At 39.6% G+C, this 12,337-nt stretch carries 16 protein-coding genes; all 16 read left to right on the top strand.

All coding sequences use genetic code 11. The annotated features are described in order from the left end of the window. The first annotated feature begins 10 nt into the window (after positions 1-10). The 16 genes from fliF to flhB all read left to right on the top strand — a co-directional run bounded on the left by fliF (position 11) and on the right by flhB (position 12,319). Complete coding sequence (gene fliF / locus JOD14_RS01075) at positions 11-1,615, top strand: flagellar basal-body MS-ring/collar protein FliF (protein ID WP_204652838.1); 1,605 nt, start codon at positions 11-13, stop codon at positions 1,613-1,615. Between the two features lie 20 nt (positions 1,616-1,635). Further along, positions 1,636-2,640: a flagellar motor switch protein FliG gene (gene fliG, locus JOD14_RS01080; RefSeq protein WP_204652839.1), complete on the top strand. Its 1,005-nt coding sequence runs from the start codon at positions 1,636-1,638 to the stop codon at positions 2,638-2,640. Continuing rightward, positions 2,624-3,457, top strand: coding sequence for a FliH/SctL family protein (locus JOD14_RS01085; protein WP_204652840.1), 834 nt, complete (start codon positions 2,624-2,626; stop codon positions 3,455-3,457). Before fliG ends, JOD14_RS01085 begins: the two co-directional genes overlap by 17 nt. Next, the gene (fliI, locus tag JOD14_RS01090) at positions 3,447-4,787 is read left to right on the top strand and encodes a flagellar protein export ATPase FliI (RefSeq protein WP_204652841.1); all 1,341 of its coding nucleotides are present in this window, start codon (positions 3,447-3,449) and stop codon (positions 4,785-4,787) included. The genes JOD14_RS01085 and fliI overlap by 11 nt, the downstream gene beginning before the upstream one ends. A gap of 17 nt (positions 4,788-4,804) precedes the next feature. After that, positions 4,805-5,230: a flagellar export protein FliJ gene (fliJ, locus tag JOD14_RS01095; protein WP_204652842.1), complete on the top strand. Its 426-nt coding sequence runs from the start codon at positions 4,805-4,807 to the stop codon at positions 5,228-5,230. A gap of 23 nt (positions 5,231-5,253) precedes the next feature. Next, positions 5,254-6,432, top strand: coding sequence for a flagellar hook-length control protein FliK (locus tag JOD14_RS01100; RefSeq protein WP_204652843.1), 1,179 nt, complete (start codon positions 5,254-5,256; stop codon positions 6,430-6,432). Positions 6,433-6,450: 18 nt separating this feature from the next. Continuing rightward, a complete protein-coding gene (locus tag JOD14_RS01105; protein WP_204652844.1) occupies positions 6,451-6,888 on the top strand; it encodes a flagellar basal body rod modification protein in 438 nt (145 codons plus the stop codon). After that, positions 6,888-7,244, top strand: a complete 357-nt coding sequence (locus tag JOD14_RS01110) for a TIGR02530 family flagellar biosynthesis protein (protein WP_204652845.1) — start codon at positions 6,888-6,890, stop codon at positions 7,242-7,244. The genes JOD14_RS01105 and JOD14_RS01110 overlap by 1 nt, the downstream gene beginning before the upstream one ends. Positions 7,245-7,325: 81 nt before the next feature. Next, on the top strand, positions 7,326-8,225 hold the full coding sequence (locus JOD14_RS01115) for a flagellar hook-basal body complex protein (protein ID WP_204652846.1): 900 nt from the start codon (positions 7,326-7,328) through the stop codon (positions 8,223-8,225). A gap of 40 nt (positions 8,226-8,265) precedes the next feature. After that, on the top strand, positions 8,266-8,490 hold the full coding sequence (locus JOD14_RS01120) for a flagellar FlbD family protein (RefSeq protein ID WP_204652847.1): 225 nt from the start codon (positions 8,266-8,268) through the stop codon (positions 8,488-8,490). Positions 8,491-8,492: 2 nt separating this feature from the next. Continuing rightward, on the top strand, positions 8,493-9,029 hold the full coding sequence (locus JOD14_RS01125; RefSeq protein WP_239576022.1) for a flagellar basal body-associated FliL family protein: 537 nt from the start codon (positions 8,493-8,495) through the stop codon (positions 9,027-9,029). A 20-nt stretch (positions 9,030-9,049) separates the two neighbouring features. Continuing rightward, the gene (locus JOD14_RS01130) at positions 9,050-9,439 is read left to right on the top strand and encodes a flagellar biosynthetic protein FliO (protein WP_204652848.1); all 390 of its coding nucleotides are present in this window, start codon (positions 9,050-9,052) and stop codon (positions 9,437-9,439) included. 19 nt (positions 9,440-9,458) lie between these two features. Next, positions 9,459-10,193 (top strand): flagellar type III secretion system pore protein FliP, encoded by a 735-nt coding sequence (gene fliP / locus JOD14_RS01135; RefSeq protein WP_204652882.1) that lies wholly within the window; start codon positions 9,459-9,461, stop codon positions 10,191-10,193. 18 nt (positions 10,194-10,211) lie between these two features. After that, positions 10,212-10,475 (top strand): flagellar biosynthesis protein FliQ, encoded by a 264-nt coding sequence (gene fliQ, locus JOD14_RS01140; protein ID WP_204652849.1) that lies wholly within the window; start codon positions 10,212-10,214, stop codon positions 10,473-10,475. 10 nt (positions 10,476-10,485) lie between these two features. Continuing rightward, positions 10,486-11,238 carry a flagellar biosynthetic protein FliR gene (gene fliR / locus JOD14_RS01145; protein WP_204652850.1) on the top strand — a complete coding sequence of 251 codons (753 nt, stop codon included), beginning with the start codon at positions 10,486-10,488 and terminating at the stop codon, positions 11,236-11,238. 13 nt (positions 11,239-11,251) lie between these two features. Continuing rightward, positions 11,252-12,319, top strand: coding sequence for a flagellar biosynthesis protein FlhB (gene flhB / locus JOD14_RS01150; protein ID WP_204652851.1), 1,068 nt, complete (start codon positions 11,252-11,254; stop codon positions 12,317-12,319). Positions 12,320-12,337 lie beyond the last annotated feature (18 nt).

Raw genomic sequence — 12,337 nt, forward strand, 5'->3', positions numbered from 1 at the left:
AATAAAGAACATGGTTGGCAAATTGAAAGACGGGTTAGAACAACTCAAATATAAATGGCAAGAATCTAGCTCCCTAGCAAAAAAAGCAATCATCTTATTTGCTCTAAGTTCGTTAATTGTTGGTGGAGTTGTTTATTATTTAGTCACAAAAGTGGAATACGGTGTTTTATTTTCGGATTTAAGTTCTTCTGATGCGGGCAGTATTAGCCAAGACTTAAAAGAACAAAAAATCCCTTATCAGTTAAAAGATAATGGGAAAACAATTTTAATTCCCCAAAATCAAATTGATGAATATCGAATCGGTTTAGCCGTAGACAATAAATTACCAGATAGTTCAAGTGGTTTTGAATTATTTGATGGTACAAGTATTATGACGACCGATGAAGACCGTAAAATTATGTACCAACGAGCGCTAACTGGCGAGTTAGAAAGAGCGATTCTTTCACTAGACGGTGTCGATAAAGTAAAAGTAATTTTAGTGACACCAGAAGATGATTTGTTTTCTGATAGCCAAAAAGAAGCAACCGCGTCAATTGTTTTGACTCTCAGAAAACAACTTTCCGATGCGTCCATTCAAGGGATTGTGACCTTGACTGTTGGAGCAGTCGAAAATATCAAGCCAGAAAATGTAAAAGTGGTCGATAGTAACGGGCACGTGTTAGCGGATGCCTCGGATGAAGAAGATGTTTTAGGTAACGTAAATAACAAATATATGACAATCAAACGAGCATATGAAGATTCATTAGAAAAGAAAATTCAACGTTTGTTAGAAGCCATTTACGGACCAGATAAAGCCAAAGTCTCAATCAACGTAGATCTTGACTTTGATTCAAAAGAAAGTACAAGAACAACTTATGCCAATCCTGAAATCCGCAGTGAAAATGTTCAGGCAACCGGAACCGGTGAAGACATTGAACAAGCACAGACAGGGCAAGTCAATGACAACGTCTCAAATGTAACCGGTGGTGAAAATGCCGGTACAAGTAGTTATAACCGGAGCGTGAACAATGAGCTAGACACAGAAATTGTCACGACGGTTAGTGCGCCAGGAACCATCCGTCGTATGACCAGTTCGATTGTCATTAGTGCTAGTATTCCAGCCGATGTTCGGACCGAATTAGAAACGTTAATTGCCTCAGCAGTCGGATTTGATAACGAACGAGGCGATACAATCGCGATTCAAGGGATGAACTTTAACGTTGGAGAAGAAGAAACAGAAACAACGAAAGGAAAAGATACCATCGTACAAAATCTAGATCAATACATCATATACTTTGTTGTTGCCGGTATCGTTACCCTGTTCTTAGTCATTGGAATTACCATCATTTTACTCTTCAAGAAGAAAAAACAAGAAGAAGATTACCTGGTTGAAGAAGTCGAAGAACCAGTTGTTGAAAGTAAAGTTGTCTTTGCACAAGAAAAAATTGATGACGCGACGCCAGCCGACGAAGAAAAAGTAAATGAAGAAGAAGTGCAATTACAAATTAAACGTCAGTTAGCCAAAGAAAGAGAACAAACGCAAAAGAAAAAAGACGATGAAGCCAAACAATATGCAGGTGAAAACCCAGAAGTGGCCGCTGAATTAATTAAAGCTTGGCTAAAAGATATTAAATAAAAAGGGGAGGAAAAAATAAAGTGGATTCAATTGAAGGCGTAAAAAAAGCAGCCATATTATTAATTTCATTAGGTTCAGAAACCTCTTCGAAAATTATGAAATTACTCCCTGAAAGTATCATCAAAAAAGTTAGTTATGAAATTGCCAATATTGACTTTGTTAGCCCAGAAGAAAGAGATCAAGTCTTAGAAGAATTTGTCGAGACTTCCACTGCCCGTCGATACGTGTTAGATGGCGGGATTGATTACGCGAAAGACTTGTTAAATCAAGCGTTAGGCCCCCAAAGAGCCAAAGAAGTCATCGATGTTTTAGCCCAAATTCAATTAAGAGAAAAACCATTTAATGTCGCTCGAAAAGCCGATACGCAACAATTAACAAACGTTTTAATTAATGAACACCCACAAGCGGTGGCGCTGATTTTATGTTATATGCAACCGGAAAAAGCGGCGAATATTTTAGCGCAATTTCCAAGTTATTTACAAGTCGAAATTGCGGAAAGAATTGGGACGATTTCTAGTACGTCCCCAGCCATTATCGCTAAAATCGAAAAAGTCATTGAAAATCGATTCTCCAATACGGTTGAATCCGATACAGAAAACGTTGGCGGCGTAAATACGTTAGTCGAAATTTTAAACTCTGTAGGCCGCAGTACCGAGAAGAACATTTTAAACGATTTGGAAAAACGTCAGCCAGACTTATCAAACGAAATCAAAGCCAGTCTCTTTACGTTCGAAGACATCATTGGTTTGGACCGTTTGGATGTACAAAAAGTCTTACGCGACGTCGAAAATGGCATGTTAGTCCTTGCATTAAAAGGCACCACCGAAGACATTCGCCAATTCATTTTTGGCAACTTATCAACGCGTGCCGTGGAAAATATCAAAGAAGAAATTCAATTTATGGGACCAACGCGTTTGTCTGCAATTGAAGAAGCGCAACAACACGTGGTGGGCGTTATTCGCCGCTTAGATGAAGCCGGCGAGATTTATATTGGAAGAGGGGATCAAGATGCAGTGGTTAAATAACAGTGTATTGAAAGATGTTCAAATTGATGCAGGACAAAGTGCCACCTCCATCGTAACAACTTTACCAATTTTTCCTAAAATAATGATTAATAAAGAATGTTCAGCAGAAAATGGCACAAAAGAAACGACAAAAACGGAAGCGAAAATTGCGGCAACAATAACCAGAGAAAGACAGTTAATCGCTGAAGAACGAGCGCAGTTGCAACAAGAAAAAGAAACCATTTTAGCGCAAGCCCAAGCCGCGGCGGAAGAACTCCGCCAGGCGACGGCAGCGGAATGTCTGCAATTAAAAGAAACAACTTATCAAGAAGCTTACCAAAGTGGCCAACAAGCAGGTCAAAAAGACGGCTATCAAACCGGGTGGCAAGAAGCCCAAGCAGCCGCCACGCAAATGATTGCACAGGCAAAAGAAAATGTTGAAACGTTACTAACTGATAGTCAAACATTTATTGCAGCAAAAAAAGCCGAATGGACAAGCGCAAGCGTTCAAATGGCAGAAGCGCTAATCAAAAAACAATTTGAAATGGACCAAACGACCATCTTAAATGTTTTAGAACCCATTTGGTTAGAAATCGAGCGGCCCGATCAACTATTAGTGGTTCGTGCACACCCAGTCCATGCAGAAGTGCTAACAAGCAAGTTAGAAGAAAAGAAAAAAGAAATGCCAAACTTCCGCTTTTCTGTTTTAAAAGAAACCAAGTTTTCACCATGCCAAGTTGAAATTGAATCCGATGAAATGCTAATGACTTTTGATTTACAAGAGGAACTTCAATTGTTTTTAACAAAATTAGAAGGATTGAAACAAGATGAAATTTGAGCTTTTAACGAATGAGTTTGTCAAAGAAGCAGAGAAAACGACCTTTTATTCTGTCTTTGGTAAAGTCAGTGAAGTCGTCGGTTTGATTGTGAAAGTGGAAGGCCTAAACGTCTTTGTCGGTGAAATCTGTGAAATATCGGTGCGCAATCGTTCAAAGAAAACGTTAGCGGAAGTCGTTGGTTTCGTAAAAAAAACCGTCTTACTGATGCCGCTGGACGAGTTAGAAGGAATTGGCCCGGGTTGTCTAGTCAAAGCAACCGGGAAAACATTGACGATAAAAGTTGATGACAGCTTGCTTGGTCACACGCTTGATGGTTTAGGGCGCCCCATGGACGGTACGTTAGACACGAGTACGTTTGCCGAATACCCAGTTATGCAAGACTCTCCTGATCCATTTGAAAGAGAAAATATTTCGACGGTCATGCGGACGGGTGTTCGAGCAATCGATGGCTTACTAACCGTGGGCGAAGGACAAAGATTAGGTATTTTTGCTGGTAGTGGTGTTGGGAAATCAACATTACTAGGAATGTTAGCGAAATACTGTGACGCGGAAATTATTGTGATTGGTTTAATTGGCGAACGAGGCCGTGAAGTAAAAGAATTTATCGAAAATGAACTTGGGCCAGAAGGGTATCGCAAATCAATTGTCGTTTGTGCGACTTCGGATGCCCCACCGCTTGTTCGCTTAAAAGGCGCGCACGTTGCCACCGCGATTGCCGAATATTATCGCGACAAAGGGAAAAAAGTAGTCTTAATGATGGACTCGGTGACACGTTTTGCAATGGCGCAAAGAGAAATCGGACTATCAATTGGTGAGCCGCCAACCACTAAAGGGTATACGCCATCGGTATTTACTTCTTTACCTAAGTTGCTCGAACGAAGCGGTATGTCAAACAAAGGTTCAATTACCGCCTTTTATACCGTTTTAGTTGAAGGGGACGATATGAACGAACCGATTGCCGATGCGGTACGAGGGATTTTAGATGGCCATATTATTTTATCACGAAAAATCGCCGCTCAAAATCATTACCCAGCCATCGACATTCAAAATAGTTTGAGCCGTTTAATGAAAGCCTTAGTGACGCCAGAACAACATAAAAACGCGGGTGGTTTAAAAGAAAACTTAGCCACTTATGCCGATGCGAAAGACTTAATCGACATCGGTGCTTATAAGCAAGGCAGTAATGCTTTAGTCGATTATGCCATTACGTTGCATCATCCCATTGCGGACTTTTTAAAGCAAAGAGTCGATGAATTTTCAGAGTTTTCTCAAACCGTCGATCATTTGGCCCAGTTATTTAGCGAAGTATCGACCAATCGAAATGGATAAAAAGGAGCGGACAATCAATGACTCGATTTCAATTTAGTTTAGATAAAGTCTTAGATGTACGTTGGACCGCTGAAGAAGAGGCAAAGCGCCATTATGCGGCAGCGCAACAAGTCTTGTCTGAGCAAGAGGAAATGTTGTACTTACTTAGACAAGAAAAGAGATCTTTACTTGAAGTGCCTGAAAGAAGTATCAACCGAATGCAAGTGCAACACTGGTATTTAATGGAACTTGATCGCCAAACGAGCTTGGTAGAAGAGCAGTTGTTTCATTCTAAACAAGCCGTCGAACAAGCACTAGGAGAATACATCACGGCACAAAAAGAAAGAAAAGTTTTAGAAAAGTTAGAAGAGCGCCAAAAAGAAGAATACGACATGAAAGAAAAGCAAATCGAACAAAAGATGCTCGATGAAATGAGTACAAGAAAACTAGCCTTTCATTCATAAAAAGCGTTTTTAAGGAGGAACCGATGAATTCAATTAACCAAATCGCGTCTTTCGTTGGGCAAGGTTCTGCAACAAAAAGCGCCAACCCGTTATTAAAAGGGCTTGATTTTGAACAGTTTCTTCAAGGTGCACAAGGGATGTTCGCAAAAGACCACTCAGATTTCGCAATGATTCAAACCGAGGAGTTGCCACCACTCGCTACTGCTAACCTAACAGAAGAAAGTGAAGAAGCGAACACGTCTCAAGCGCAACCACTTGTCGAACCTTCAAATGAGAACAAAACAACAGCGCAAAAAGAAAATGAAGTTGAACCAACCAAAGAACAAGCAACGCCTCAAGCGACGGATCCGTTCTTGAATCTAGCGGTCACGCATCCTTACCAAGAAGTTTTGCAACAAGCAATCTTCCCACAAGAAGCAATTTCTTTTAGTGAACCGACCGTCGTTGAGAAGATAAATAAAGACCAACAACCCGTCGCTCCGACCAGTTTCCAATCAGAAGGGGTGACCGTTACGGCAAATGAGTCAACCAACCTTCAAGTAAAACCAAACGAGCAATTAGAAGAACCGACAACCAAAACTACCAGTCCGGCCGTTGAATTAACTGCACCAGTCGCCCAAACCGTCGAAATGACGGTCCAACAAGAAGGGGCACTAGCACAAGCCATGTTACCACCGGTTGCAAGTCTGCCACTGACTTTTTCTGAAACAGGAGAACTATTAAATACGCAACAAATAACAGAAAAGTTAAGTCAACCAATCATCGAAAAGGTTGAAACGATGAGTCGTCCTGAAATGCAAAAGATTATCGTTGAATTACTTCCGGAGCGTCTAGGTAAAATGGAAGTTTCAATTAAAGTAACAGAAAATCAAGTGAAATTAGAATTCGTAGTTCAAAACCCACAGGCTAAACAAGCCCTAGAAAGTATTACACAGAAATTAGAGCAAGTGCTGAATCAACAAGAAGCGTTTAAAGTTGATCAACCCAAAATTGCCCAACCAAGTACCCCACAAGCCGTCGCTTTAGGCGATGCGCCAAACGACTTATCTTTCTTTAATCAGTCGGCATTTGGTCAAGGCAATCAAAGAGAACAGTCCGCGCACCAAGCGCTTTCAAAATTACAAAAAGGCAAAACATTTGAAGTCGTGCCGCTTGAAGAAACCAAAGAAGTCGGCGATGGCCAAGTGGATCTGTTAGTTTAAAAAGAAAGGAAAAAAACAATGCCAAGTGAAATCAATGCACTAAATAACGCAAGAACAATTGCGGATGTTCAACGTCAAAAAAGCGATCCGTCAGATATCTCAATGGATGATTTTTTGAAAATTTTATCGGCATCAATGAGTAATCCAACCGTAATGGGTGGGGACTCTGGCGGCAGCGGTGGCAATGCTGGAACGGATTATATTGGTCAGTTCATTCAATTTACTTCATTGCAACAAATGAAAGAAATTGGGGATGCAATGAGTACGTCTTTACAAATGAACCAACAACAACAAGCATTTGATATGATTGGTCGCACCGTAACGGTTGAAGATCAAGAAGGTCAAGCCAGTGGTAAAGTTGAAAAAGTAAAATTCGTTAATGGGTATGCCACCATCGTTGTGAGTGGTAAAGAGTATTACATGAGTGCCATTCAAGAAGTCGGTGAACGTGAATAATGAATTTGCGTATTCAACCGAATAGACTAAATAATCAACCAAGCCCCAACTTTGTAAAAAAAAGCCAGCCGAATGAATTTAAAGACTCGTTGGCTACGAAAACACAAGAATTAAAAGTTTCCAATCATGCACAAAAACGGTTAATTTCAAGAGATTTACATCTACAACAAGAAGATTATCAACAATTAAACCAAGCGATTGATGAGCTAAAAGACAAAGGGAGTAAAGAATCTTTGCTTGTTTATAAAGAGATTGGTTTAATTGCCAATATTCAAAACCGGACGATTATTACCGCAATGGATATGGAAGAATTACATACGATTACGAATATTGATAGTGCAAAATTTATTAAATAAAACAGGCTGGACTTGAAAAAGAGGCCATGACGCTTTTGGAATGACCGAAGAAAGCGCGAATAATAGGAGGAAGAAAGACAAATGTTAAGATCACTTTATTCAGGTGTAAGTGGAATGAAAAACTTGCAAACAAAAATGGACGTTGTATCAAATAATATCGCCAACGTAAATACGGTTGGTTTTAAATCAAGCCGGGTATTATTCCAAGATATTATGAGTCAAACAACGACGAGCGGCAGTTCAGCTGGGAATGGCTTAGGTGGCACCAACTCAAAACAAGTTGGTTTAGGGGTGCAAGTCGGCTCAATCGACACGGTTCATTCAGTGGGGGCCCCACAAACAACTGGTCGTGAACTAGACTTTTACATTAGTGGTGCAGGTTACTTTATTTTACGTGGTCCAGGGAATGATGCCAATGCGACCAACTTTTACACTCGTGATGGCGCATTTGTACGCGATGCAGAAGGAAATATCACCAATAGTGGTGGGATGAAAGTCATGGGAACCGTTGCTAATCCGCCAATGGAATACGTTGATGGTTTTGATTTAAATGCGATTCCTGTTGATGGCGCACAATTAGACACGTTAGCTGTTCCAAAAGAAATCACGTTAGCCAATGGCGATGTTGCCGAGTACAAATCAATGTCGATTGACTCAAACGGTTTAGTTTTATCTCGTTATGGTGATAAAACTTACGTGGTTGGTCGTGTAGGGATTGCAACTTTCACGAACCCAGAAGGTCTAGAAAAAGCAGGAAGCAATAACTACCAAACTTCTGCGAATACAGGCGACCCAATCGTCGGTGCAAGTGGTGAAAATGGTTCAGGGTTATTACGTTCAGGTACGCTAGAAATGTCAAATGTGGACTTATCAACTGAATTTACGGAAATGATTATCGCTAACCGTGCTTACCAAGCCAACTCACGAACGATCACCACTTCAGATGAGATGTTACAAGAGTTAATCAACTTAAAACGTTAATCAATAAATGAAACTAAAAGCTTAAAAAAGGGTGAGTGAAATGATTGAAGTTACGGCATTAAATGGGAAAAACTTTTATTTAAACCCGGATTTAATTTATCGCATGGATGAATTACCGGATACGACCATTACTTTAGTGGATGGGAAAGTCTTAATTGTCCGCGATTCATCAAAAACAGTAGCTGAAAAAATTATTACTTATCGAAAAGAAATTTATCAAGTGATGGTGGATGCCGTCATAAGACAAACCAAAGAGGAGAGTTAACCTTGGCAAAAAAAGAGAAAAAAGAGAAAAAGCAAGCACCTCTTGAAGGAGAAGAAGTGATTGTGGAAAACAAGCAAATGAGCTTGGGCGTCATATTACCTTTAATTTTAATCTTAGCAGTTATCGGTAGTATTGGTGGCACGATTTTAACGAACAAGTTTATTTTACCACCGGTTGTTGTCGGAGCAGACACCGCTCAAAATACCGGTTCTGGAAGAATTACCGAAGATCAAATCATTGTACCGATGGAAGAGTTTCTAGTGAACTTAGCACAAGGTGAAAAAGGGAAAGACCAATACATCCGCGTGACCTTATCGCTACTTGTCGGCGGTGAAAAAGACAGTGCAGAAATTACTAAAAATGTAGCGGTCATCCGTGACAGCATTGTCAACACGCTTCGTCAGAAAAAAAGTGAAGACATCTTAGGTAGTGCAGAAGGTGTCGCTAATTTAAAAAGTGAATTACGTGATACGTTGAATCAATCGTATGGTAAAACAATTGTCGGCGAGGTTTTTATAACCGATTTCGTCATTCAGTAATGAGAGGATAAAAACAACCCATGGAACTATTTTTTTCAGTGATTAAAATGATTGTCTTTCTTGTCGTGATTATTTATGCCATTAATTGGTCACTTAAATATTTGAACCGGTATACCAATCAACCGTCGGATGCTTTTCAAGTGTTGCAACGCCTATCAGTAAGCAAAGCCTCATCGCTCGCTTTAGTCAAAATGTTGGATCAGTATTACTTGATGAGTCTGTCAGAACAACAAAATCAGATTATTAAGATTTTAACGCCCGAAGAAGTAGCGGCTTATCAAGCGAAAAACGTTGCTCAAACGACCAAACCAGTACCGAATCAATTTTCAGATTTAGTGAACAAAAGCATGAAACAATTGTCAAAAAAGAAAGAGGAAGCCAAACATGAAAATCACAAAATCAAAAAATAAGTTGTTTTGGGTTGGTTTAATGTTGTTAGCAGGACTAGTGTTACTCATGCATCCAATGTCCGTCGAAGCGACCTCTACCGATCAAATGGCTAATACCATTACGAATTTATTAACAAATGGGGATGAGAATAATGCCGTCGTTAATAATTTTATCTTAATTACGATCTTGTCTTTAGTTCCTATATTGTTAGTCATGACCACGTCTTTTACTCGGACAGTGATGGTGCTGTCCTTTGTTCGAAACTCAATTGGCACCCAACAAAATCCTCCCAACCAAGTTTTGATTGGTTTGGCGTTATTTTTAACTTTCTTTGTGATGCGCCCTGTTTATACCGATATTTATGAACAAGCGATTGAACCTTACCAAGCGCAAGAAATTACGCAAGCAGAAGTTTTTGAACGTTCAGAAGTCCGGATGAAGGAATTCATGTATAAACAAACGCGTAAAAAGGATTTAGAACTATTTTTAGAAATAGCCGACGAAAAAGGCAAGTACCCTTCTTATAAAGAAGTGCCAATGACCATTATTACTCCGGCTTTTATTATTAGTGAATTAAGAACGGCCTTTAGTATCGGCTTTTTGTTATTCTTACCCTTCTTAATTATTGATATGGTCGTCGCCAGTGTCTTAATGTCGATGGGGATGTTTATGTTGTCACCGGTGATGATTTCATTGCCCTTTAAATTATTACTATTTGTCTTAGTCGATGGTTGGTACCTCGTTGTTGAATCACTCGTTCGTAGTTTCCATTAAAAGAAAGCAGGGAAAAATATGTCGATAGAACTTGTTGCCCAAGTGATGCGTGACGCCTTTATCCGAATTTTATTAATTGCGGGTCCATCGGTGCTAGTTGCGCTAACAGTTGGTTTGGTCATTAGTGTGTTTCAAGCAACGACGCAAATTCAAGAACAAACCTTAAGTTTTGTACCGAAACTGCTTGCTATATTTTTAACGTTAATGCTTACGGGAAATTTCATGTTGAACTTACTCATTAATTTTACAAAATCAATTTTTAAAATGATTGCAACGATGTGAGGCGTCCACAATGCTAGAAGTACAATTCGGTTTATTTATCTTTTTACGGATCACCGCTTTTATGATTATTTGTCCAGTTTTTGGGCAAAAAGGTGTCCCGAACATTGCCAAAATAGTTATGGCAGCAAGCTTAATGGTGATTACGCTCCCGATGGCAGGCACAATGACACCACTGGATAACTTATTTTTATTTGCCTTAGTGGCTTGGAAAGAAGTTCTGTTTGGCTTAGCAATGGGCTTTTTGAGCCAATTAGTTTTTACCGGTGTTGAAATTGCTGGACAAATGATTGACTTTCAAGTTGGTTTTTCAATGGCCCAAGCCTATGATCCAACTTTTCAAATCATGTCTTCGCAATACGGCAAGCTGTATTACTGGTTAACGTTAATGCTCGTCTTCATTACTAATTTGCATCACTTACTCATTCAAGGATTAGTGGACTCTTTTCGGATCGTCCCAATTGGTGCGGTTACGTTATCAGGGACAACGATTGAAGGAGTCATTAAATTGTTTGCCTTAGTTTTTGAAATGGCGCTGCACTTGTCGGCCCCATTAGTCGTGTCGGCGATTATTATCGATCTACTACTGGGGATGTTGTCGCGTTCGATTCCACAAATTAACGTGTTGATGATGGGGATGCCTATGAAAACGTCAATTAGTTTTATTATGTTTTTACTCATCTTACCAAACACGCTTGAATTTTTAACGAAAATAATTCCAAAGTCGATTCAATACATGAATGAATTTATAAAAGCAATCCCATAAGTGAGGTGAGGGCATGTCAGATAAGGATGGAAAAACAGAACAACCCACGGCCAAGCGACTCAAGGACGCACGTGAAAAAGGGGATATCCCCAAAAGTCCGGATTTAGTCGCTGCCTTATCACTACTCGCTTTTTCCCTTGTCTTACTGCCATTATGGGAATATTTAATTAAACAACTGCTTCCATTTATGAAAAGTTTTTTTCAACGCCTCGATTCTTACGAACAAATTTTTAATGATTTACCCAAACTTGGAATGCAACTCATTGTTCTTTTCTTTTTATTAACTTTCCCATTTTTAGCAGTTAGTCTTTTTGTGGGCATGTTTGGGAACTTGGTGCAAGTTGGCTTACTATTTTCAACGAAAGTCATTAAACCGAACTTTGGGAAATTAAACCCCCTATCTGGTTTTAAAAACTTGTTTGGGATGCAGTCTTTGGTTAATAGTGGCAAAACGATTGCCAAGTTTTTATTGGTTTTTTATTTATGTTATCAAAAATTTCTTGAAGTCCTACCTGATTTAGCTAAATTAAATCAATTATCAACGATCAAAGTCTTTCATTTTATTCTAGATTTTGCCAAAGGTTTAATGATGCAAATTGCGATTTTCTTATTTGTGATTGCGATTGTGGACTACATGTACCAACGTTTTAGCCATCGTAAAAAATTAAGAATGACCAAACAAGAAATCAAAGAAGAGCATAAACAAATGGAAGGTGACCCACAAGTTAAATCGCAACGAAAAGCACGTCACCAACAAATGATGCGCAATGCCGTTGCAAACGTCAAAGAGGCAACCGTCGTTATTACCAACCCGACGCACTACGCCATTGCCATTCGCTACGACGCTTCAGAAGATCAAGTGCCAAAAGTCTTGGCAAAAGGGCAAGATGAGATTGCGCAAAAAATGAAAGAAGAAGCTCGTCGTTTAGCGGTTCCAATGATTGAAAACCGGCCCGTTGCGCGTGCGTTGTATCCTTTAGTGGAAGCCGGCGATTTTATCCCGGTGGAAATGTATGAATCGATTGCTGAAATTATTGCGCTTGTGTACCAATTAGAAGAAAAGAAAAAACACCAAATTTAACAAGAATTGCGTTTGTAA

It is taken from the genome of Enterococcus lemanii, assembly GCF_016909125.1.
Classification (GTDB): domain Bacteria; phylum Bacillota; class Bacilli; order Lactobacillales; family Enterococcaceae; genus Enterococcus_I; species Enterococcus_I lemanii.

Excerpts from the sequence above, each read along its gene's own strand:
- JOD14_RS01105 (WP_204652844.1), top strand. The coding sequence starts at position 6,451 with ATGCCAAGTGAAATCAATGCACTAAATAACGCAAGAACAATTGCGGAT.
- JOD14_RS01130 (WP_204652848.1), top strand. The coding sequence starts at position 9,050 with ATGGAACTATTTTTTTCAGTGATTAAAATGATTGTCTTTCTTGTCGTG.
- fliQ (WP_204652849.1), top strand. The coding sequence starts at position 10,212 with ATGTCGATAGAACTTGTTGCCCAAGTGATGCGTGACGCCTTTATCCGA.
- fliI (WP_204652841.1), top strand. The coding sequence starts at position 3,447 with ATGAAATTTGAGCTTTTAACGAATGAGTTTGTCAAAGAAGCAGAGAAA.
- JOD14_RS01110 (WP_204652845.1), top strand. The coding sequence starts at position 6,888 with ATGAATTTGCGTATTCAACCGAATAGACTAAATAATCAACCAAGCCCC.
- JOD14_RS01100 (WP_204652843.1), top strand. The coding sequence starts at position 5,254 with ATGAATTCAATTAACCAAATCGCGTCTTTCGTTGGGCAAGGTTCTGCA.
- fliF (WP_204652838.1), top strand. The coding sequence starts at position 11 with ATGGTTGGCAAATTGAAAGACGGGTTAGAACAACTCAAATATAAATGG.
- JOD14_RS01120 (WP_204652847.1), top strand. The coding sequence starts at position 8,266 with ATGATTGAAGTTACGGCATTAAATGGGAAAAACTTTTATTTAAACCCG.
- JOD14_RS01115 (WP_204652846.1), top strand. The coding sequence starts at position 7,326 with ATGTTAAGATCACTTTATTCAGGTGTAAGTGGAATGAAAAACTTGCAA.
- flhB (WP_204652851.1), top strand. The coding sequence starts at position 11,252 with ATGTCAGATAAGGATGGAAAAACAGAACAACCCACGGCCAAGCGACTC.
- fliP (WP_204652882.1), top strand. The coding sequence starts at position 9,459 with ATGTTGTTAGCAGGACTAGTGTTACTCATGCATCCAATGTCCGTCGAA.
- fliJ (WP_204652842.1), top strand. The coding sequence starts at position 4,805 with ATGACTCGATTTCAATTTAGTTTAGATAAAGTCTTAGATGTACGTTGG.
- fliR (WP_204652850.1), top strand. The coding sequence starts at position 10,486 with ATGCTAGAAGTACAATTCGGTTTATTTATCTTTTTACGGATCACCGCT.
- JOD14_RS01085 (WP_204652840.1), top strand. The coding sequence starts at position 2,624 with ATGCAGTGGTTAAATAACAGTGTATTGAAAGATGTTCAAATTGATGCA.